This is a genomic window from Paenibacillus sp. 2KB_22 (assembly GCF_052115745.1).
Classification (GTDB): domain Bacteria; phylum Bacillota; class Bacilli; order Paenibacillales; family Paenibacillaceae; genus Paenibacillus.
The window spans coordinates 181293-199924 of sequence record NZ_JBFRHG010000005.1 but is presented as its reverse complement, the minus strand read 5'-3'; the positions used below and the strand labels follow the sequence as shown (position 1 = coordinate 199924).

The 18632-nt window shown below is 47.5% G+C and carries 19 protein-coding genes; 15 read left to right on the top strand and 4 right to left on the bottom strand.

Annotated features, from left to right (window positions below; translation table 11 throughout):
- Positions 1-124: 124 nt before the first annotated feature.
- The 3 genes from AB4111_RS24885 to AB4111_RS24875 form a co-directional block, all read right to left on the bottom strand.
- Positions 125-1957 (bottom strand): bifunctional diguanylate cyclase/phosphohydrolase, encoded by a 1833-nt coding sequence (locus AB4111_RS24885; RefSeq protein ID WP_442033628.1) that lies wholly within the window; start codon positions 1955-1957, stop codon positions 125-127.
- A 311-nt stretch (positions 1958-2268) separates the two neighbouring features.
- Positions 2269-2859, bottom strand: a complete 591-nt coding sequence (locus AB4111_RS24880) for a DUF5317 domain-containing protein (protein ID WP_442033627.1) — start codon at positions 2857-2859, stop codon at positions 2269-2271.
- A 239-nt stretch (positions 2860-3098) separates the two neighbouring features.
- Entirely contained in the window at positions 3099-4520 is a 1422-nt protein-coding gene (locus AB4111_RS24875; RefSeq protein WP_442033626.1) for a hypothetical protein, read from the bottom strand.
- Between the two features lie 277 nt (positions 4521-4797).
- Between AB4111_RS24875 and AB4111_RS24870 the strand changes: the two genes are divergently transcribed.
- From AB4111_RS24870 to AB4111_RS24835, 8 genes are all read left to right on the top strand, one after another.
- Positions 4798-5829: a BMP family lipoprotein gene (locus AB4111_RS24870; protein ID WP_017691014.1), complete on the top strand. Its 1032-nt coding sequence runs from the start codon at positions 4798-4800 to the stop codon at positions 5827-5829.
- Between the two features lie 336 nt (positions 5830-6165).
- Complete coding sequence (locus AB4111_RS24865) at positions 6166-7665, top strand: ABC transporter ATP-binding protein (protein ID WP_442033625.1); 1500 nt, start codon at positions 6166-6168, stop codon at positions 7663-7665.
- Positions 7662-8729 (top strand): ABC transporter permease, encoded by a 1068-nt coding sequence (locus AB4111_RS24860; RefSeq protein WP_105601547.1) that lies wholly within the window; start codon positions 7662-7664, stop codon positions 8727-8729. Before AB4111_RS24865 ends, AB4111_RS24860 begins: the two co-directional genes overlap by 4 nt.
- Positions 8713-9636, top strand: a complete 924-nt coding sequence (locus AB4111_RS24855) for an ABC transporter permease (RefSeq protein ID WP_076332630.1) — start codon at positions 8713-8715, stop codon at positions 9634-9636. Before AB4111_RS24860 ends, AB4111_RS24855 begins: the two co-directional genes overlap by 17 nt.
- Positions 9637-9683: 47 nt before the next feature.
- Positions 9684-10355, top strand: coding sequence for a sulfite oxidase-like oxidoreductase (locus AB4111_RS24850; protein WP_210109989.1), 672 nt, complete (start codon positions 9684-9686; stop codon positions 10353-10355).
- Position 10356: 1 nt separating this feature from the next.
- Positions 10357-11124, top strand: a complete 768-nt coding sequence (locus tag AB4111_RS24845; RefSeq protein ID WP_442033624.1) for a nucleoside phosphorylase — start codon at positions 10357-10359, stop codon at positions 11122-11124.
- 254 nt (positions 11125-11378) lie between these two features.
- On the top strand, positions 11379-11732 hold the full coding sequence (locus AB4111_RS24840; RefSeq protein ID WP_442033623.1) for a hypothetical protein: 354 nt from the start codon (positions 11379-11381) through the stop codon (positions 11730-11732).
- Between the two features lie 76 nt (positions 11733-11808).
- Positions 11809-11979, top strand: a complete 171-nt coding sequence (locus tag AB4111_RS24835; RefSeq protein ID WP_442033622.1) for a hypothetical protein — start codon at positions 11809-11811, stop codon at positions 11977-11979.
- 65 nt (positions 11980-12044) lie between these two features.
- Here the strand turns inward: AB4111_RS24835 and AB4111_RS24830 are convergent, their stop codons facing one another.
- On the bottom strand, positions 12045-12230 hold the full coding sequence (locus tag AB4111_RS24830) for a hypothetical protein (RefSeq protein WP_076329734.1): 186 nt from the start codon (positions 12228-12230) through the stop codon (positions 12045-12047).
- A 135-nt stretch (positions 12231-12365) separates the two neighbouring features.
- On the opposite strand from AB4111_RS24830, the gene AB4111_RS24825 reads away from it, so the two are divergent.
- The 7 genes from AB4111_RS24825 (at position 12366) to AB4111_RS24795 (ending at position 18564) form a co-directional block, all read left to right on the top strand.
- Positions 12366-12653, top strand: a complete 288-nt coding sequence (locus tag AB4111_RS24825; RefSeq protein WP_442033621.1) for a hypothetical protein — start codon at positions 12366-12368, stop codon at positions 12651-12653.
- Positions 12654-12759: 106 nt separating this feature from the next.
- Positions 12760-12945 (top strand): hypothetical protein, encoded by a 186-nt coding sequence (locus AB4111_RS24820; RefSeq protein ID WP_036616704.1) that lies wholly within the window; start codon positions 12760-12762, stop codon positions 12943-12945.
- 122 nt (positions 12946-13067) lie between these two features.
- Complete coding sequence (locus tag AB4111_RS24815) at positions 13068-13559, top strand: GNAT family N-acetyltransferase (RefSeq protein ID WP_442033620.1); 492 nt, start codon at positions 13068-13070, stop codon at positions 13557-13559.
- A 167-nt stretch (positions 13560-13726) separates the two neighbouring features.
- Positions 13727-14083 (top strand): metal-sensitive transcriptional regulator, encoded by a 357-nt coding sequence (locus AB4111_RS24810; protein WP_074096703.1) that lies wholly within the window; start codon positions 13727-13729, stop codon positions 14081-14083.
- 59 nt (positions 14084-14142) lie between these two features.
- Positions 14143-14343: a copper ion binding protein gene (locus AB4111_RS24805; RefSeq protein ID WP_253429412.1), complete on the top strand. Its 201-nt coding sequence runs from the start codon at positions 14143-14145 to the stop codon at positions 14341-14343.
- Between the two features lie 219 nt (positions 14344-14562).
- The gene (locus AB4111_RS24800) at positions 14563-17049 is read left to right on the top strand and encodes a heavy metal translocating P-type ATPase (protein WP_442033708.1); all 2487 of its coding nucleotides are present in this window, start codon (positions 14563-14565) and stop codon (positions 17047-17049) included.
- Positions 17050-17403: 354 nt separating this feature from the next.
- Positions 17404-18564 (top strand): YhgE/Pip domain-containing protein, encoded by a 1161-nt coding sequence (locus AB4111_RS24795; RefSeq protein WP_442033619.1) that lies wholly within the window; start codon positions 17404-17406, stop codon positions 18562-18564.
- Positions 18565-18632: the final 68 nt, after the last annotated feature.

Genomic DNA, 18632 nt, shown 5'->3' with positions numbered 1-18632 from the left:
TGCACGAGAATGAAGATGTCTGGTGTACGATTCATTCCATGAAAATGAAAATGGCGCTATCTCCGATCAGACCGGGGATAGCGCTTTGATTTTTTAAGAGCATACATAGAAAGCTTCATTTATCTTACAGCAACTGTTGCTGAGCGGTTCTTTTCTCAATATATCGAATGAATAACTCGGCAAGCTCTGGATCGAACTGTGAACCCGAACATGCGCGCAGCTCCCGAATAGCTTCCTCGACGTTCTTGGTCTCCTGATACGGCCGCTCTGTCGTCATGGCATCAAAGGAGTCAATTACGGTCAGCATCCGGCACAGCCGGGGAATCTCGTTACCCTTTAGGCCGTAAGGATAGCCCTTGCCATCATAGCGCTCGTGGTGAAGTTCAATATACGGAATCAGATCGGCGAAGCGATCGTTCGTGATGACCATTTTTTTGCCCCAGGTGACATGTCCCTTGATCGTTTCCCATTCTTCTGCGGTGAGCTTGTCTTTCTTGTTCAGAATCGACCAGGGAATCTCCAGTTTGCCGATGTCATGAATCAGTGCTCCCAGCACGAAACGGCGTTTCTCCGCATTGTCCAATGCGAGCAATTCACTGATATCCAGTGAATATTTGTAGACCCGTTTGGAATGTTTAAACGTATCCATATCCTTGTATCTGAACAGATTGAGCTGTTGCTCGATGTCACGAACGTCCTGTACCAGATCAATCTCGTGTTCCATACCATCATTGCTTCCGTGGCGGTGCACGTTGTTTTTGCCCTGTTTCTTCGCATAATACAGTGCTTTATCTGCCTGATCCACGAGCTGGGATTTGTTATACATATCCACCTGATAGGGTGCGACACCACCCGAGAAGGAGAGACAACCGTGCGGAAACACTTCAACGCCTTCAAACGGCGTGTCATTTAGTTGTTTGCGCAGCTTATTCATAAACTTGTAGGATTCGTCCAATTCCATTCCTGGCATGAGCAGCGTGAACTCTTCCCCTCCGTAACGAAAGGCCGTAACAGGTGTACCTTCCGTCTTTCGCATCAGGAAATCCCCCAGCAGGGCCAGCAGACTGTCGCCTTGGAGGTGGCCAAACCGATCGTTATACTTTTTGAAATCATCGATATCAATCAGTCCAAGACAGAGCGGTGTTCCCTGCGTACGAGCGGTAGTCAGTTCATTTTCCAACATACTTTCAAAATAACTATGGTTGAACAGACCTGTGCGTTGATCCGTGTTAGCTTTCTCCTCAATGGTCTGATACATGACAAACAACTGCTTGAATGCATGGGAGAGCAGAATGCTGAGACTCAGATACAACAACAGACCGAGCACGCCATTGTGCACAACCAGAATCGTCAATACTAGCGCCAGAATCAGCGTACATAAATAAACCAGCAGGGATTCGGTAACGAATGCCCGCTTCATCTGCTGTAATGCATCCTTTGTTGAGAAATGAAAGAAGAAGCCAAGTGTGATCGTGTTGATGATGAAGTAGGCTGCAAGCGCTGCAAAATAAGGAAGCAGATTATAGCCGTCCAGCGTTCCCGATTGCCCGCCAGTCCACTCAAACACAGCAGCTGCGCCCGTAATCATGAGACTGTAGATGCTGAAATTGACAATGTGTTTCCACCAGGTGAGCTTGCGATCTTTGACTAACAGGATGATGGAGACAGGGAGCAGTACAGATAAACTGAAAGCTCCGCCAAACATGAATATACAGGCAAGGTATACCGATGAATCCATGGATTGCTGATTGCCTTTGGGTGGAATCTGGAACGTGAAATAATCCAGAATTAACGCCGCGCCCAGCATGGTGTAGACCATGACCCAATCCGCCGTGGTTAGATGAAGGTAAGACCACTTGTTCATGTACAGAAAAACACCGATCCCGGTACAGCTAAGCAAAATAACATACAGACTGCTTCGATCTGCCTTATGGATAAGGTTACGAATAAAGTTCATAAAAAATCTCCTGCTTGGGTTTAGTCTACTCTTGATGTGTATATAATTGTTGTTCTTGTATTGGGATATATTATATAGATGTTTAACATACCAATTTGCCTGGCAAAAATCCAGAAAGAAAAAACAGGCCGCTGGCAGCCTGTTTGTCTTGTTTGGCGGTATGGATACTAGCCGCCCAGCTTGTATCCCGAAGTTAATGCTACAACGACAGAAGCCACGATGATTACGTTGATGACAATGCGGGAATATTTCACACCTTCAAATTTTTTCATGGAGAAGACCTCCCTTCCTTGGAGTCTACCTGGTTCTCTTTAAGCCTGATAAGTTTTAGCAGGTTGCACAGCCTTTTTTTCCCGGTTCACCATCATGTACTGGATAAAAAGGAATATGCCAACGTTCATGACCACATCACCGATGCTGATAACTTGAGTTCGTGGATAAGGGCTGGAGAGTGGGATGATATCACCGAGAAAAGGCAAGCGTGTATACGCATCCATCATAAAATGCTTCGATACGGCTCCGCCTTCCCGGAGCATGTCTACATAATAGGGTCCCAATACAGAGGAGGCTTCCACAGAAACCGGCATGCGACCACCGTTGGCAGCCATCACGGCAAAATTGAGAAACACACCAATCCAGATGAGCATAAAACCGGTGTGGTGCCTATTGAGCCACAAAAATGCGAGTCCTGTAATGTAGACGGCAGCAAAGAGATAACCATTAATAGATGCCACCCATTCGAATCGTTCCTGCAGATAGAAAATAAAGAACTGGATTAGCAGCAGTACAGGGAAAATCCAGCCACTTCGCAACTTGAGTGCTGCAAACTGATGGAGCCCATGCCGCAGCCCGCCTCGAAAGAATCCAACAATCAAGCCAAGTAAAATACCGTCATATACCATGAGTAACTCCTTCGTGCGGAGATATGCAATGTGATTGCGTGTTTGTGTACATATATGATTCGACCTGATATTGGTAATTCCTGCATAAGAAAAATGATTTTTTAGAAGAAATTTGCAGAATGCTGAACAAAAAACCGTCTTTACGAATCAAGGGGTCGAAAACCCTGGAAAATTCGGTAAAGACGGTTGCTTATCATGGCAAAATACGAGCTTTAATACGGTTGGAAATGGGATTTATTTTATTCGGAACCACCGTTCAGATAATTGAAGAAAGGCTGGTCCACCCAGAAGTCGTACGTCGTAATATCCGCATCAGGAGCCAGCTTCAGGAAACCTTCCCGAATGGATTTGGCATTTTCTTTCAGAGAGAAGGACTGAGCATAGTAATTGCCAAGCGCGATCTTATTATTGGAAATGACCGGATAGCTGGCCAATGCCGTTGGTGAGTAATAAAGTGGTTGCCACCAGGAACTGAGAATCAATGGAGATGTACTGTCACTGTTCTTCTTGGCATATTTCAGAACAATATCATTGAAGCGGACTTTGTCTGCCACATTGTTGAACTCGAACTGAATATCATATTCCTTTGCAGAAGCAATATAGTTGCCGTTCTCGATCTGTGTAACTTTATAGTCTGGTGTTTCCTTCGGCTCGCCCCATTCCTTCAAATAAATGAAGGCAGATGTCTTCGGCTGGAATTGTACATCGGCGTCAATGCCTTCGCTACGAAGCAAACCAACCAACTGTACAGCATGTTGAATGTTATCGTGTCCATAGGTAAGTGTCAGTTCATCGATAAAGTTGGAATCAAAGCGGCTATCCTTCAGATTGTAACCTGTGACGAGATCATCTCGCAGGGCCTGATCCACAATCTTTCTCAGCTCAGGTGATTCGATCAGATCTGCTGTGCGATATGCGGCATATAGTTTGGAATAGATGTCCGCATCGCCGGAACGCCCAATCTCATGTTTGTATTTCCCTTGACTGACCAGTACGCGTCCAAGCAAAGTATTAGCGAAATCTTTACTTGCTACGCCACCCTTAAGGAGAGCGGGGTACAGATTTTCGGGAATCAGGCCTGTATCAATCGCTGCAGCCAGTTCCTGTGCGGCTTGTCCCTGAACACGGTTCGGGCTAATGCCGACTTTGGCAAGTGCTTTGGCCGTTTTCTCTGTGGGATATGTATAAGCGAGTTCCTTGAATCCGGCTGCTTTCACCGCGATGAAGACGGCAGCATAAGTGCTCAGTTGATCCTTGGCACGTACTTCTGTACCTGTAAGAACCCCACTATTGTATAAGGAAACGGCAGCATCATAAGAGGAATCACCCGAGGCCAGATCGGTAAAGACAGGAACTTTGGCTTCACTGTCACTTGCTTGAGTTGCTTCCGTGATGGCTGCAATGGCTTGAATAAAATCACCTTTGGTTATCTGTTGCGGCAATTGGATGTTGTATTTCGCTTGCAAGAATTGAGCAAAATCCGCTGCTCTTTCCGTATAAGCGACTGGAGCCTGAGCTACTGGTCCTTTGACACTTTGTGAAGTGGTTGGTTTAGCCGGAGTTGCAGATGCTGCAGAAGCCGAAGCGGGCAAGCTTAGACTGCCGAGTGTTACCGGAGCGGCGAGCAGGGCCGCCAACGTGATCTGGGTGATTTTTTTCAAATGAATAGCCTCCTTAAAATGGGTTGGAAAATAAGTAGCTTTTGGTTATAATCCTGACAAATCCTATCAGAATAGAATAATTGGATTGACTTTAGCACGGAGACGCGCTGGATGTCAACGGAAAAAAAGCTTGCTATAAAGCGGTTTCCAAAGCTTGGTAGAAAGCAAATCATCAAATATATTCTAATTGAGTGTATACGCTCAAAGATTTATTGACAAGGATCGACAGTATCCGCTAGGATAAGAAAAAAGAATATTGAAAAGGGGTATTTTCAAAATGAAAAGAGGTTTATCGTTCGTCTTATCAATCATCATGTTGGCTATTTTGTTGGCAGCTTGTGGGAATTCGGCTTCCAAAGACGAACAATCCGCCCAAGGCAGTGATTCGGAGAAATCTCTTCGGATGGCCCTCGTACTTCCCGAAAAAATAGGGGTTAACCCTTTCTTTGTACAGATGGATGAAGGCTTCAAAAAAGCAGGCGAAGAATTCAAAGTAGACACCAAGACGATTGAATCGACAGACCCGGCAGCATTTGAACAAAATCTGCGTGCTGCGGTTGCTGAGAATTATGATCTGATTATTACAGCAACTTTCCAGGCAGAAGATGCATTGAAGAAAGTCGCTGCAGAAAATCCGGACAAGTCCTTTGCAATTGTAGATACAACCGTGGATCTGCCTAACGTACGTAGCGTTGGTTTCCGTGAATATGAAGGGGCGTACCTGCTCGGTGCAGCTGCTGGATTGTCCACCAAAACAGACAAAGTCGGCATGATCGCAGCAATGGACGTACCATTGATCAAGAAATATACAGAAGGTTTCAAAGCGGGATTGGAATCCGTGAATCCGGATGCAGAATTCCTCGTGAACTATGTAGGTGGATTTAATGACCCGGCCAAAGCAAAAGAATTGGCACTCGTACAATTCGGCAAAGGCGCTGACTTCATCGCTGGCGCATCCGCTGTAGGTGATCTTGGTGTGTTCGAAGCAGCGAAAGAAAAAGGCTTCTATACTTCAGGTCAGGATACGGACCGTACTGTTGAAGACCCGGAACATATCGTATTGTCTCAGTTGAAATCAACCGATACGGTTGCTTATGAGACTGTGAAAGATTTTGTAGAAGGTAATTTCAAAGCAGGTGCAGTGAACTACGGCTTGAAAGAAGACGGTGTGGGCCTGACTTACGTTACACGTGATAGCGAATCTCCGCTGAATGCTTTTGTTGGACAAGAAGTGATCGACAAAGTGAAAGCAATTAAGGATGATATCGTATCCGGTAAAATCGTAGTCAAAGATCCATTGCAACAATAGTTTTGAAAGTTCTTTTTCAATGAATGAGTGATGGAAAAATGATCAGCCGGCTGCCCGATCAGGCAGCCGGTTTTGCTGCTATTAAATGACCAGTATATGTTCAACTTATCGTTTACACGATAACGAAGAGGACAGAAATAACCTGAAGAAGCTAAGCTAAAAGCTTTCTGAAAGAAAGCTACTTCGGAAGCATACACCTCGCTTTTATCTCCGGATTTTCCCCTTTATATAAAGGGAATCGAAAAATCTGGGGATAACAGCGATCGGAAGGTTGTTCTGTCATCGTAGTGACGAGTGTAACCTTTTAAGTTGAACTGAGAGGAGCGAACGCGAGATATGCTGTTGGAGATGGAGCACATTACGAAGAAATACGGCGACTTCACCGCTAACCGGGACATCCGTTTTAATTTGCGTGAGGGAGAGATTCATGCCCTTGTAGGTGAGAACGGGGCCGGTAAAACAACCTTGATGCGTATGCTGTACGGTATGGAACAGCCTACGACAGGAACAATCAAAGTCCGTGGACGCGAAGTGAGCTTCGCTACGCCGTCCCATGCGATGGCAAGTGGCATCGGTATGGTGCACCAGCATTTCATGCTGTTCCCTTCCTTTACGGTGGCGGAGAACATCGTGATTGGGCGCGAACCGGCGAAGGCAGGTGCATTTGACCGTAAAAAAGCAGCCGCCCAGGTGAATGAGCTTGGCAGACAATATGGCATGCCGGTTGACCCGTGGAAAAAAGTGTCCGAATGCCCACTGGGCATGCAACAGCGTGTTGAAATACTCAAGGTGCTGCATCAGGGCGCAGACATCATTATATTGGATGAACCATCGGCGGTACTGACGCCGCTGGAAGTAAAGGAACTGCTGGCGAACATGAAATCACTCGCAAAGCTGGGCAAAACCTTTGTACTAATCACGCACAAGCTGCAAGAAGTCATGGATGTAGCCGACCGGATTACGGTACTTCGGGATGGTCAGGTAACGGGTACGTTGGAAGCCAAAGATACACATGTGGAGGAATTGTCCCGTCTGATGGTTGGTCGTGAACTTGTGCGTATGGACAAGCAACCATCGGTTCCAGCCGAAGCGGTGCTTCAGGTGGAAGGGGTCAATCTGTCCGGAGCGAAGGATCGTTCGGCGCTCAAGGAGATCCATATGGAGGTTCGTAAAGGTGAGGTCGTTGGTATAGCAGGCATCTCGGGTAACGGCCAATCTGAATTGATTCAGGTGATTGCGGGACTGCGTAAGGCGGACAGTGGTCGTGTCTTGCTCTCCGGGCAGGATACAACAAACTGGCCTGTACGACGCATAAGGGAGCATGGACTTGCTCATATTCCGGAAGATCGTTACATGTGGGGAGCGGCCAAGGATGCGAGTGTTCGCGAGAACGGGCTGATGGGACATCATCATCGCTTGCAGTCGCGCGGCATCATCAAAGCCAAAGCAGCAAGAACAATGGTAGAAAGCTGGATCAAACAGTTCAGCATCAAGACGGGTTCTGCGGAGACCAAGGCACAGTTTCTGTCTGGAGGTAATTTGCAGAAGCTGATTGCCGCTCGTGAATTTGCACAAGATACACCGTTTCTGATTGCAGCCGAACCAACACGTGGTGTGGATATCGGAGCGATGGAGACGATTCATGCCGAATTGCTACGCAAACGTAGTGAAGGTGCGGGTATTCTGCTCATTTCATCGGAGTTGTCTGAGATTTTGCAATTATCGGATCGCATTATTGTGATGTATGAAGGTGAAATTGCCGGGGAACTGAGAGCAGAGGAAGCAACTGAGGAACAGATCAGTTTGTTAATGGCAGGAGGGAAAGAGCGGATATGAATCGGGTAAAAGAAACACTTCGCGGACTCGTACAGCCGCTGCTTGCCGTATTCATCGGTCTGATTGCAGGGGCTGTGGCGATTCTGATTGTTGGCGGTAATGTGGTGGATACGTATGCGGAGATGTGGAAAGGGGCCTTCGGCAACTTCTACTTCTTCACCAATACACTGGCTCGTTCCACACCGATCATCTTGGCGGGACTTGGCGTAGCCTTGGCATTCCGTGCCGGATTTTTCAATATGGGAGCCGAAGGCCAGATGATTCTTGGCGGGCTCAGTGCCGCGCTCACGGCGCTCTATCTGCCAGGCCCGGGCTGGTTCGTGTGTATTGCTGCGATTGTAGCAGGTATTGTTGCCGGAGGAGTCTGGTCTCTGTTTGCAGGTTGGCTGGATGCTCGTTTCGGCATGAATCTGTTGATTACAACTTTACTACTTAACTATATTGCCATCTATTTTGGCGGTTACATGGTCTCCTATCCATTCAAGGATCGGACTGGATCAGCAGCGATGGCTCAGACACCCATGATTGACCAAAGTATCTGGTTGCCGAAGTTGTTCCAGGGCATGGGACTGCATGCTGGCTTCATCATTGCCATTGTCGCGGCTATGCTGATCTACTGGTTCACTCACAAAACGGTGACGGGTTACGAGATCCGCATGCTCGGCAGCAACCCGTCCTTTGCAACCTACGGTGGTGTTCGCCGCATTCGCATGATGATGCTGTCCATGGTCGTTAGTGGTGGACTTGCTGGACTTGCAGGTGCGGGAGAAGTGCTGGGTACACAGTACCGTTTCCTTGATGGCTCGTTGTCATCGGCAAGTTATGCATGGAGCGGCATTATGGCCACGCTGCTTGCCCGCTCGCATCCACTCGGTACAGCTGTAGCAGCCATTTTGCTCGCTGCGTTACAGACAGGTGCCATGGGGATGGAACGGAATACGGATGTGCCGCTGGAAGTCGGCAGTGTCATCCAGGCAGTATTGACGTTATTTGTATCAGCTCAGATCGGTTATTCATTCCTGAAGCGGAGAAAGGAGAAAAAGTCCAATGCAACAACTGTTTGATGCAGCCATGTTTGGCTCAACCTTGCGGATTATGACTCCAATCCTGCTTGCAGCGCTCGGTGGGGCTTTATGTTCCCGTGTCGGTCTGTTCAACGTGGGTCTTGAAGGACTGGTTTTGATCGGTGCATTCTCCGCCATTGTCGGTAATTATCTGTTTGGCAATGTGCTGTTGGCTGTACTCTTTTCCATTATAATTGTGATGTTGTTCTCGGCGCTCTTTGCCTTTATAAGTATTAATCTCAAGGCTAATGCCATCGTGGTCGGGATCTCGCTCAATTTCCTGGCTGCGGGAGTGACGACCTTTGCACTGCGTGCGATTTTTGATGTAAAAGGTGCATACTACGACAAAGACATGGTTGGACTTCCCAAGTGGGATATTCCGCTGATTAAGGACATCCCGTGGGTGGGCGATGTATTATCGGGGCATAGTCCCCTGGTCTATCTCGGCATTGTGCTCGTGATTGGACTGCAATTCTATCTGTTCAAAAGTGTATCCGGCTTCCGCTTGCGCTCTGTCGGTGAGAACCCGATTGCAGCACAGAGCATCGGGATCAAGGTACGCGGCATCCAGTATGGTGCGGTTCTGATGTGCGGCGTGTTGTGTGCTCTGGCTGGCGCGCAGTTGTCGCTCGGTCAGGTGACGATGTTTACCGAAGGCATGACCGCTGGTCGTGGCTTCATCGCACTCGTTGCAACGATGCTGGGACAAGCGAATCCGCTTGGCGTCATGGGCTCCAGTGTGCTGTTCGGCTTCATGGAAGCATTGAGTATTCGTCTGCAAGGCTTCTCCTTGCCAACCCATTTCACGTTGATGCTGCCGTATATTGTGACGCTGGTCGCGATGTTCTTTTTCAAAGACCGTACTTATGCACAAGATGCATTGAAAGCGGGCGGAAGCTCGCGTTAATTCCTGAATGCCCATGCTAGAGGCAGAAGAAGAAGGAGGAATTCCACTTGCATAACAAGGCTGAACGTTTGAAAAAAGGAAAAGCCCCGGCACCCAAAGCGGGCAATGATTATGGAGATCGCTTGCCGCCGGGACAGATGTTGACGGAGAAATTCCCGATTCTGCATGAAGGGGAAGTGCCAGAATATGACCTGTCCACCTGGGACTTGAAGGTATTCGGCGAAGTGGAAGAAGAGAAGGTGTTTTCCCTGGCTGAGTTGCAGGCGATGCCACAGGTGAACACGGTGAGTGATATTCACTGTGTCACACGCTGGTCGAAATTCGATACGCCGTGGGAAGGCATTCGCTTCTCTGATTTTGTGAAACTTCTTGGCGTTAAACCGGAAGCGAAATACGTGATGATCCATGCGGATCATGATTATGAGACGAATGTACCGCTCGAAGAATTAATGCATGACGATGTATTGCTTGCATTCAAATATAACGGCGAGCCACTAACGCCCAAGCATGGTTTTCCATTACGTATGGTCGTGCCCCAACTCTACTTCTGGAAGAGTGCGAAGTGGATACGTGGGCTGGAGTTCATGACCGAAGACCGTAACGGATTCTGGGAAGTGAATGGGTTCCACCATTTTGCCGATCCGTTCAAGGAGCAGCGCTTCTCGGGTGAAGATCTGCCGATTCCGGAAGACGAGTGGACGAAAAAGGAGTTTGATTGATATGTTGATGCCTATTTTGCAGATTCATTCGGAAGACATGCCGGCATATGCCATCGTCTGTGGTGATCCGGCACGTGCGGAGAAGATTTCCCGCAAGCTGGAGCAGGCGAGAGAACTGGCGTTCAGTCGGGAGTATCGCACTTTTGTTGGTTTGTACGAAGGGGTACAGATCGCTGTGGTCAGCCATGGTGTAGGGTCACCTGGAGCGGCTGTCTGCTTCGAGGAATTGATCCGTGCGGGTGTGAAGACTCTGATTCGTGTAGGTACGGCGGGATCGTATACAGCTGATTATCCGGCAGGCAGTGTGATTGTGAGTACAGCAGCCGTTCGTACAGATGGGTTGACTCGCCAACTGGTGCCGGATGGTTTCCCCGCGGTAGCGGATATTGGGGTGACGCAAGCGTTGATCGAAGCTGCTCGTGAGCATGGGAACGCAGCAAATGCCGAATCTGCGACTGCAGCGGGTAAAGTTGGTGTGGGTATCACTGTAACGCTGGATGCGTTCTTTGCAGGCGTGGAAGAGATTCCACACCGCAAGTACAAGCAGGCTGGAGCACTTGCGGCCGAGATGGAAATTGCGGCACTCTACATCGTCAGCACCTTGCGTGGCGCTCGTGCAGGAGCCATTGTCGCGATTGACGGGTTTGCGGACAGCGATCTGGCTGCTGAGTATGATCCGCATACGGATGCGGTTGGACAAGCGGTCGAGCGCGAGATTAATGCAGCGCTACAGGCGCTAGCGGCAATTGCTCGTCAGGATCAGGCATAGCCTGGTTAAGGCAAGGAAGACTTTGTGTCCTTTGTTACAAAGTAAAATAGTAAATGTTGTCCATTTGAAGTCGACAATATAAAAGGGCGTCCCGAAGGTCAAGAATATGACCTATGGGGCGTCCTTTCCTTTTAAATTTCTCCGTTTTTGGTTCAGTGGAGCCTTTTAAATGAACTGAAAAAGAAGAGGGTATACAGGTACAGTAGCGAATTGTATTTGCAGGGCATGTCATTAAATTAGGAGAGTGATTATATATGGGCTGGAGTGAATTACGTGAAATTCCTAATGAATACAGCGATGAGGTACAGCGGCTTGATGAGCAACTTTTGAAACTGGTTGCAGCTAGAAAGGAAATAACCGGAGCGGTCCAGTACCAACCCCCTCAAAGTACCATTGATGAATGGGTGAGCATACTGGATATGACGGAGGAAGATATCCGATATGTTCTTCGTAGCGTGCAGCCGATGCCACAAAGACACTACTTTCCAAGTGAACCTCTTCAATTAACGAGTGTGGTGTCGATTATGAAGAAAATGATTAAAGATTCGTGTGAGTATATGATCACGCATTCGATGCAATATGAAGGCGAAAGCGGAGATTCAATATAAAGGGAATGAAGCTGAGCGTATACAAATGGTTCCACATTTGGCTCTGGAAATATTCAGCGAACAGAGGCATATCACCATGAGACATGGCAGTCGTGGAGGAGGTGGGGAGACGCAAATTAGTTTCCGAGTGGTTCCTGCCCTTCCTTCTTCTCTGGAGAACGTTCGATTCTCCTTGATTCCCTCCATACCAGAGTTGGAATACAAAGTAGAGGAAATCATTTTGGATAAACAGGTTGATTTCGATTAACGGGGAACAGGATATATCATGAAAAATGACGTATGGATGATGCGCATGTACTAAGGGCGCAAAATCTATACGTCATTATGTGTATCTGGGGAAATAACACCTTGTTCTTTCTCAAACTCTTCAATATGTTGTTCAATAAGATACTCAATCTGCATCGCAATAGATCGTTTGTTTTTGTCCGCAATCACTTTAATTTTCTCAAAATTCTTTTCTCGCAGCCTAAGTGTAAAGACTCTTTTATCTGTAGCCATGAAATAAAATCTCCTCAAAAAGTAATGTTCATATTGTATCATTACAAAATAATTCAATATACAATCATATTGACATCTAAGTGATGTCACTATAATATTTATATTCATAGTGACGTCACTTTTTTGGAGGGGATCATGGAGGACTTCGAAGAAATATTTAACCAGTTCAAAGCTCTGCGTATGGAGAGTATCGGAAATCTTGTGATTTATAATTCAAAAGAATATAAAAAATTGAGTCAAGAAAGTGATCGTTTATTTATGGAGCTATGTGATTATGTTAAGCCGGAGGGTATGGCTTTATTTTTGGACTATTGTAATGTAATAACCCTTCTTCAGGGTACAGCAGAATCAGTAATGTATGAGCAAGGGTTTAGAGATGGATTTAGCTTAATAAAGTTAATGTTTACGTCAAATAACACATAACTTGGGGACGGTCTGTCCCTCGCAGAGAATGATAATGTAGAAAATGGGTAAGTTATATAAAGGAACATCACCATGAACATGAATACGAAAAAGGGAGGACTCTACGATGACACAGAACAATCAACCTCAGGATGAAGCGGAAATTCGCAACAAGCTGGATGAAGACGGGGATTCCTTGATGGAGAAAAAGAAAATCTTGAGCGGAGTGGACATTGAGCCGCAGGCGGACGAATGGGCAGCGAAGCCATCACCTGTTGCTTTTAATGAAGGAAATACTTCTTCGAAAAAATAATCTACATGAGCATCATATGGGCTTGATGGAATGAAGATAAATTTAGCGAAGCAGGTACCCTTATGGTATCTGCTTTTTGGTTGTATAATAATGTAAAATTCATGGATGAAAGAGTGATGGGGATGAGCACGAAGGGTACTGTAAGCATTCGAACTGCAGAAATGAGGGACTACTCTGGCGTGTCATTGTTGATGGATGAGCTACACCAGATGCATGTTGAGGCGCGGCCGGATCTATACAGAGTGTTAGAGACCAGAATGGAGGAGAAGGAGTTCACCGAACTACTGGAAACGGACAAGCGTTACCTGTATGTTGCCGAGTCTTTAGAACCGGGCTTGATTCTGGGTTACGGGAGTGCGCAGTTAAGTGTAATTCAGGATAACCCACTGATGGTGGACCGCAAGATGTTATACATCCATGAACTTGTGGTGGATACCAAGCATCGGGGCCAAGGAACGGGCAAACAGTTGATACAGGCATTCATCGAGCTAGGAAGAGAGCTTCAGGCAGACAGCGTGGAATTATCCGTGTCGACTTTTAACTCGGGCGCACAGGCTTTCTATGAACAGATGGGTCTGGTCGTTCGCAGCAGCAGGATGGAATATACCTTGTAAGATGCATTTCTCTTTATAATTCGAACAAGCAATCATCTATTTTTAACAAAATATCAAAATGAACTTGAATACCCCCATGGGGTATGTTACTCTTAGAAAAGAACGAAAGAAAAGGGGTGTTCATGATGGATCATCAGAGCCATCCCGAGGAACCTTTGCAATCCTCCATGTCCGATTCAACGGAAGCTTCGGCTACAGTTCAAGAAGCAGTATCCTGTCATGCCGAAGGCAGTGATGGGAAGCATGTGCGCAAGAGTCACCATTCGCAGGAGATGAAGAGTAACCTGGTTTCCCGTTTGAACCGTGTGGAAGGTCAGATTCGCGGGATCAAGGGATTGATCGAGAAGGATACGTACTGTGATGATGTGCTGACGCAGATTGCGGCGGCTCAGTCTGCTCTTAATTCGGTAGGCAAACTTCTGCTTGAAGGCCATATGAAGAGCTGTATCGTTGAACGTATTCAGGCTGGCGAACATGAGGTTGTGGATGAACTGCTGGTTACGATGCGGAAGTTAATGAAGTAAGCTACATTGATTTACCTAATGAAGTTATCATTTTAATATACCCCAAGGAGGAATTTAGAATGTCTAATGTTACGTTGAACGTTACGGGAATGTCTTGCAATCACTGTGTGAAGTCGGTTGAAGAGGCTGTGAAGAATGCTGGGGCGAGTGGTCACGTCGATCTGGCAGCGGGAACGGTAGCTGTGGAATATGATGAGCAGACAGTGAACGTGGATCAGATCAAAGCTGCGATTGAAGATCAGGGATACGATGTAGTCTAACGGCATTATAGGCTTAAACCGAACATGCTCATGGGTAAAAAGAGGTCAGTGGTCTTTTTTCCTACGAGTCAGGTTTAAGCCTAATTTTCTGTCTGATATATACCCCTTGGGGGTATGCTTAATTGCAACAATACATTAATTTGAATCGATATGAAAGGAGCTGACATGATGGATAACTCAACGAATAAACCAATGGATGGATCATCAGAACCTACACCCATGCCACCTATGGCAGAAGTACCAGGACTGAAGACAACACTTCATATCACGGGCATGACGTGTGCCGCATGTTCGACACGAGTGGAGAAGGGCTTGTCCCGAATGGAAGGTGTGCATCAGGCTAATGTGAACCTTGCGATTGAACAGGCAACTGTCTCTTATGATCCGAAGACAACCAACGTGAATGCATTGCGGGATAAAGTAGAGGCGCTTGGCTATGGTACGGTGTCCGAATCAGTTGATCTGAACATCACCGGTATGACGTGTGCTGCTTGTTCCGCGCGGATTGAAAAGGGTCTTTCCCGGCTACCGGGGGTATCTCAGGCAAATGTGAATCTGGCGCTGGAGACCGGGCATATCGAATATGCCGCGGGCTCATTGAAACCTTCGGATATTACTGCCAAGATCAAGCAGATGGGCTATGGTGCTGAACTGCAATTGACCCAAGAAGAGACCACATCTGTTCGTGAACGTGAGCTGCAACGCAAAAAGTGGAAATGGATGATATCGGCTTTGTTATCGATTCCTTTGCTGTGGGCAATGGTTGGGCATTTCTCGTTCACATCCGGAATCTATGTACCCGAGCTGTTCATGAACCCTTGGTTCCAACTGCTGCTGGCAACACCGGTACAGTTCGTGATTGGGTGGCAGTTCTATATAGGAGCGTACAAAGCACTTCGCAACCGCAGCGCGAATATGGATGTTCTTGTCGCACTGGGTACCAGCGCAGCGTTTTTCTACAGTCTGTATCTGACGTTATCCAGTGGGTACTTGCCTTTTGCGTCGGTGGATCATGGTGCAATGGGAACGGGCACAGCCGCCATGCCTTCGGTAGAACTCTATTATGAGACAAGTGCAATTCTAATTACGTTAATTTTACTGGGAAAATGGTTGGAAGCTGTGGCGAAAGGTCGCTCTTCACAGGCGATCAAAAGCCTGATTGAGTTGGCTCCACGTGAAGCCCGTGTCATCCGGGATGGACAGGAAGTTATGGTTCCTGCTGCATATGTTGCGGTAGGAGAACTCATTCTGGTGAAGCCGGGTGACAGCATACCAGTAGATGGTATCGTTGAGGAGGGGCAATCCTCTGTAGATGAATCCATGCTAAGTGGAGAGAGCCTTCCTGTGGATAAAAAACCGGGAGATGCCGTTACAGGTGCTACGCTGAACAAAAATGGAGTATTACGACTGCGTGCGACCCGAGTAGGTTCCGACACGGTTCTGTCCCAGATTATCAAAGTGGTGGAACAAGCACAGGGCTCTAAAGCGCCGATTCAGCGGATTGCAGATGTTATATCCGGCATATTTGTTCCGATTGTCGTCGGCATAGCTGTATTGACATTCTTGATCTGGTATCTGTTTGCAAGTCCGGGTGACTTCGCCGGTTCCCTTGAAAAAGCCATTGCTGTGCTCGTCATTGCCTGTCCATGTGCACTGGGGCTGGCCACGCCGACCTCAATCATGGCTGGATCAGGCCGTGCTGCTGAGTACGGCATTCTGTTCAAAGGCGGCGAACATCTGGAGTCCGCACAACAGATTCAGACCGTGGTGCTCGACAAAACAGGTACAGTGACTCAAGGTAAACCCGTGCTTACCGATGTTATCACGGCTCCGAATTGGACGGAATCCGATCTGCTTGAGCGTGTGGGAGCGGCGGAACAGAGTTCCGAGCATCCGCTGGCAGAGGCGATTGTTGCGGGTATCCGTGCCAAGGGCCTGGAGCTGACCCCAACAGAGAAGTTTGAGAACATACCGGGATATGGTGTGCGAGCTTCAGTAAAAGGGCAGGAAATTCTGGTCGGCACACGGCGATTGCTTGCGGATGAACAGGTCAATGTCTCAGAGGAAACCGTTCAGCAGATGAACCGACTGGAAGAGCAGGGGCGTACAGCGATGCTGGTAGCGGTGGATGGTCAGTGGGCAGGGATTGTGGCAGTGGCTGACACCATCAAGGATACCTCTCGTGAAGCGATCGGTCGTCTTCAGGCGATGGGGATTGATGTGATCATGATCACGGGAGACAATGAGCGGACTGCTCGCGCTGTAGCGGAACAGGCAGGGATTGGTAAAGTTCTGGCTGAGGTTCTGCCCGAAGGTAAGGCTGCGGAAGTGAAGAAACTTCAGGACAGTGGCCTGAAAGTTGCGATGGTAGGTGACGGTATTAATGATGCTCCAGCACTTGCTACTGCTGATATCGGAATGGCCATTGGAACAGGAACGGATGTAGCGATGGAAGCGGCAGATATTACATTGATGCGTGGTGATCTGAACAGCATTGCAGATGCGATTGAGATGAGCCGGCGCACGATGGGTAACATCAAACAAAACTTATTCTGGGCACTCGGATACAACGTTATTGGTATTCCCATTGCGGCAGTTGGCTTCTTGGCTCCATGGTTGGCAGGGGCGGCGATGGCGTTCAGCTCCGTGTCGGTTGTCCTGAATGCGCTGCGTCTGCAACGCATGAAGCTGAATAGAAATGGCTGAACGACCCATGTTTACAGATATATTCAACGCCTCATTGTAATAAAATGAGGATAATACATGCGCGGTTCGCTAAAGGCGGACCGTGTTTTTTGTTGAGATAAAACAGTTTGAATCGCCAGGAGAGGTATGGGCTGAATCGTTGGTCTAGATGTTCTTTTCTATGGAGAAAAGTTAGCATTATGCTCTTTTGTGAAAATGGATTAATTGCATTCATGAATAAAGCTTATATTTTCTGAATATTTCAAAAATGAGTTGACAATATGGTCATATTCACATAAAATTTAAACGATCGTTTGATTCAAACAACTGTTTAAATCAAATTAGAACTATTTTGAGTAATGGAGGACACCTTTTATGTTACAGGCTTTACGTACATTGTTTAAAAAACCGCCAGTGATTGTAGGGATCGTAACAGCACTTATGTTCCAAGTGATCTTTAGCGTGATCTGGATGACCGCATATTCTGGAGTAAATGACCGTGCAAAAGAATTGACGGTTGCGATTGTGAACGAGGACGGCGAAATGTCCAAAGGAATCGCAGAATCACTTGCAGGAACGCTGCCTTTCCATACCGTATCCAACCTGAGTGCAGCTGAAGCGTTGGATCAGTTGAATCATCACAAAGTACACATGGTGCTGGATATCCCGGCTGGATTTAACGAATTGCTTCAAACGGCTGGCTCGACCGCTGAGATTAAATACACCATTAATGAAGCGAACCCAGTTACGATCAAAAGCATGATGCAAGGTGTGTCACAAAGCGTGACAAACACAATTAACAAACAAGCTACAGCACAAGGGGTACAGACGGTGTTAACCGCTTCAGGTGCGCCTGCCGAACAGGCTGCTGAAGCTGCTGCGAACCTGGCTACCCGAGTGGAAGGAACAACAACGTCCATTAACCCGGTTAACGGGATGAATAATCAGATGGTGCCGATGATGATGGTACTGGCTTCCTATGTAGGTGCCATGATCATGGGGATGAACCTCCAGACAGCGATGGGTATGCTCTCATCTACCTATTCCCGCTTGACTTTGTTTGGCGCGAGAGTCGTCATTAACGTGGGTTCTGCATTGGTCGTTTCCTTGCTGGGATCATCGCTGATCGTGGCACTGGGAGGACAGATTGCACAAGGATTCGTTGCATTCTGGTTGTTCCAGGCGCTCTTCCTGTGCACGTTCATGTTCTTCTCCCAGTTCTTCCTGATCTGCTTCGGACCGGCAGGAAGTCTGTTCAACATCATCTCACTGTCCTTGCAGCTGGTATCTTCCGGTGCTATGGTACCGCGTGAATTGCTGAACAGCTTCTATAGCGGCATTGGGCAGTACCTGCCTGCAACATACGCCGTTCAGGGTATTCTGAGCGTGCAATTGGGAGGCCCAGGAGTTCAGTCTGCTGCAGGATCTATCGTCATTGTACTTTTGGTAGCAGTTGCTTTGTCACTGGTCGTGACGTTGTTGAAAAAACAACGCATGCCAGCTGGTGCACCACGCCCGGTTCAAGCACACAACTAATACAACAGATGCATGTAACGGCTTCAGAGATAGGACAAGCACCCCGATGATTTTCATCGGGGTGCTTG

What these genes read in the sequence shown, in the direction of transcription:
- AB4111_RS24885 (WP_442033628.1), bottom strand. Translation starts at nt 1,957, where the DNA reads ATGAACTTTATTCGTAACCTTATCCATAAGGCAGATCGAAGCAGTCTG.
- AB4111_RS24880 (WP_442033627.1), bottom strand. Translation starts at nt 2,859, where the DNA reads ATGGTATATGACGGTATTTTACTTGGCTTGATTGTTGGATTCTTTCGA.
- AB4111_RS24870 (WP_017691014.1), top strand. Translation starts at nt 4,798, where the DNA reads ATGAAAAGAGGTTTATCGTTCGTCTTATCAATCATCATGTTGGCTATT.
- AB4111_RS24865 (WP_442033625.1), top strand. Translation starts at nt 6,166, where the DNA reads ATGCTGTTGGAGATGGAGCACATTACGAAGAAATACGGCGACTTCACC.
- AB4111_RS24860 (WP_105601547.1), top strand. Translation starts at nt 7,662, where the DNA reads ATGAATCGGGTAAAAGAAACACTTCGCGGACTCGTACAGCCGCTGCTT.
- AB4111_RS24855 (WP_076332630.1), top strand. Translation starts at nt 8,713, where the DNA reads ATGCAACAACTGTTTGATGCAGCCATGTTTGGCTCAACCTTGCGGATT.
- AB4111_RS24845 (WP_442033624.1), top strand. Translation starts at nt 10,357, where the DNA reads ATGTTGATGCCTATTTTGCAGATTCATTCGGAAGACATGCCGGCATAT.
- AB4111_RS24840 (WP_442033623.1), top strand. Translation starts at nt 11,379, where the DNA reads ATGGGCTGGAGTGAATTACGTGAAATTCCTAATGAATACAGCGATGAG.
- AB4111_RS24835 (WP_442033622.1), top strand. Translation starts at nt 11,809, where the DNA reads ATGAGACATGGCAGTCGTGGAGGAGGTGGGGAGACGCAAATTAGTTTC.
- AB4111_RS24830 (WP_076329734.1), bottom strand. Translation starts at nt 12,230, where the DNA reads ATGGCTACAGATAAAAGAGTCTTTACACTTAGGCTGCGAGAAAAGAAT.
- AB4111_RS24825 (WP_442033621.1), top strand. Translation starts at nt 12,366, where the DNA reads ATGGAGGACTTCGAAGAAATATTTAACCAGTTCAAAGCTCTGCGTATG.
- AB4111_RS24820 (WP_036616704.1), top strand. Translation starts at nt 12,760, where the DNA reads ATGACACAGAACAATCAACCTCAGGATGAAGCGGAAATTCGCAACAAG.
- AB4111_RS24815 (WP_442033620.1), top strand. Translation starts at nt 13,068, where the DNA reads ATGAGCACGAAGGGTACTGTAAGCATTCGAACTGCAGAAATGAGGGAC.
- AB4111_RS24810 (WP_074096703.1), top strand. Translation starts at nt 13,727, where the DNA reads ATGTCCGATTCAACGGAAGCTTCGGCTACAGTTCAAGAAGCAGTATCC.
- AB4111_RS24805 (WP_253429412.1), top strand. Translation starts at nt 14,143, where the DNA reads ATGTCTAATGTTACGTTGAACGTTACGGGAATGTCTTGCAATCACTGT.
- AB4111_RS24800 (WP_442033708.1), top strand. Translation starts at nt 14,563, where the DNA reads ATGCCACCTATGGCAGAAGTACCAGGACTGAAGACAACACTTCATATC.
- AB4111_RS24795 (WP_442033619.1), top strand. Translation starts at nt 17,404, where the DNA reads ATGTTACAGGCTTTACGTACATTGTTTAAAAAACCGCCAGTGATTGTA.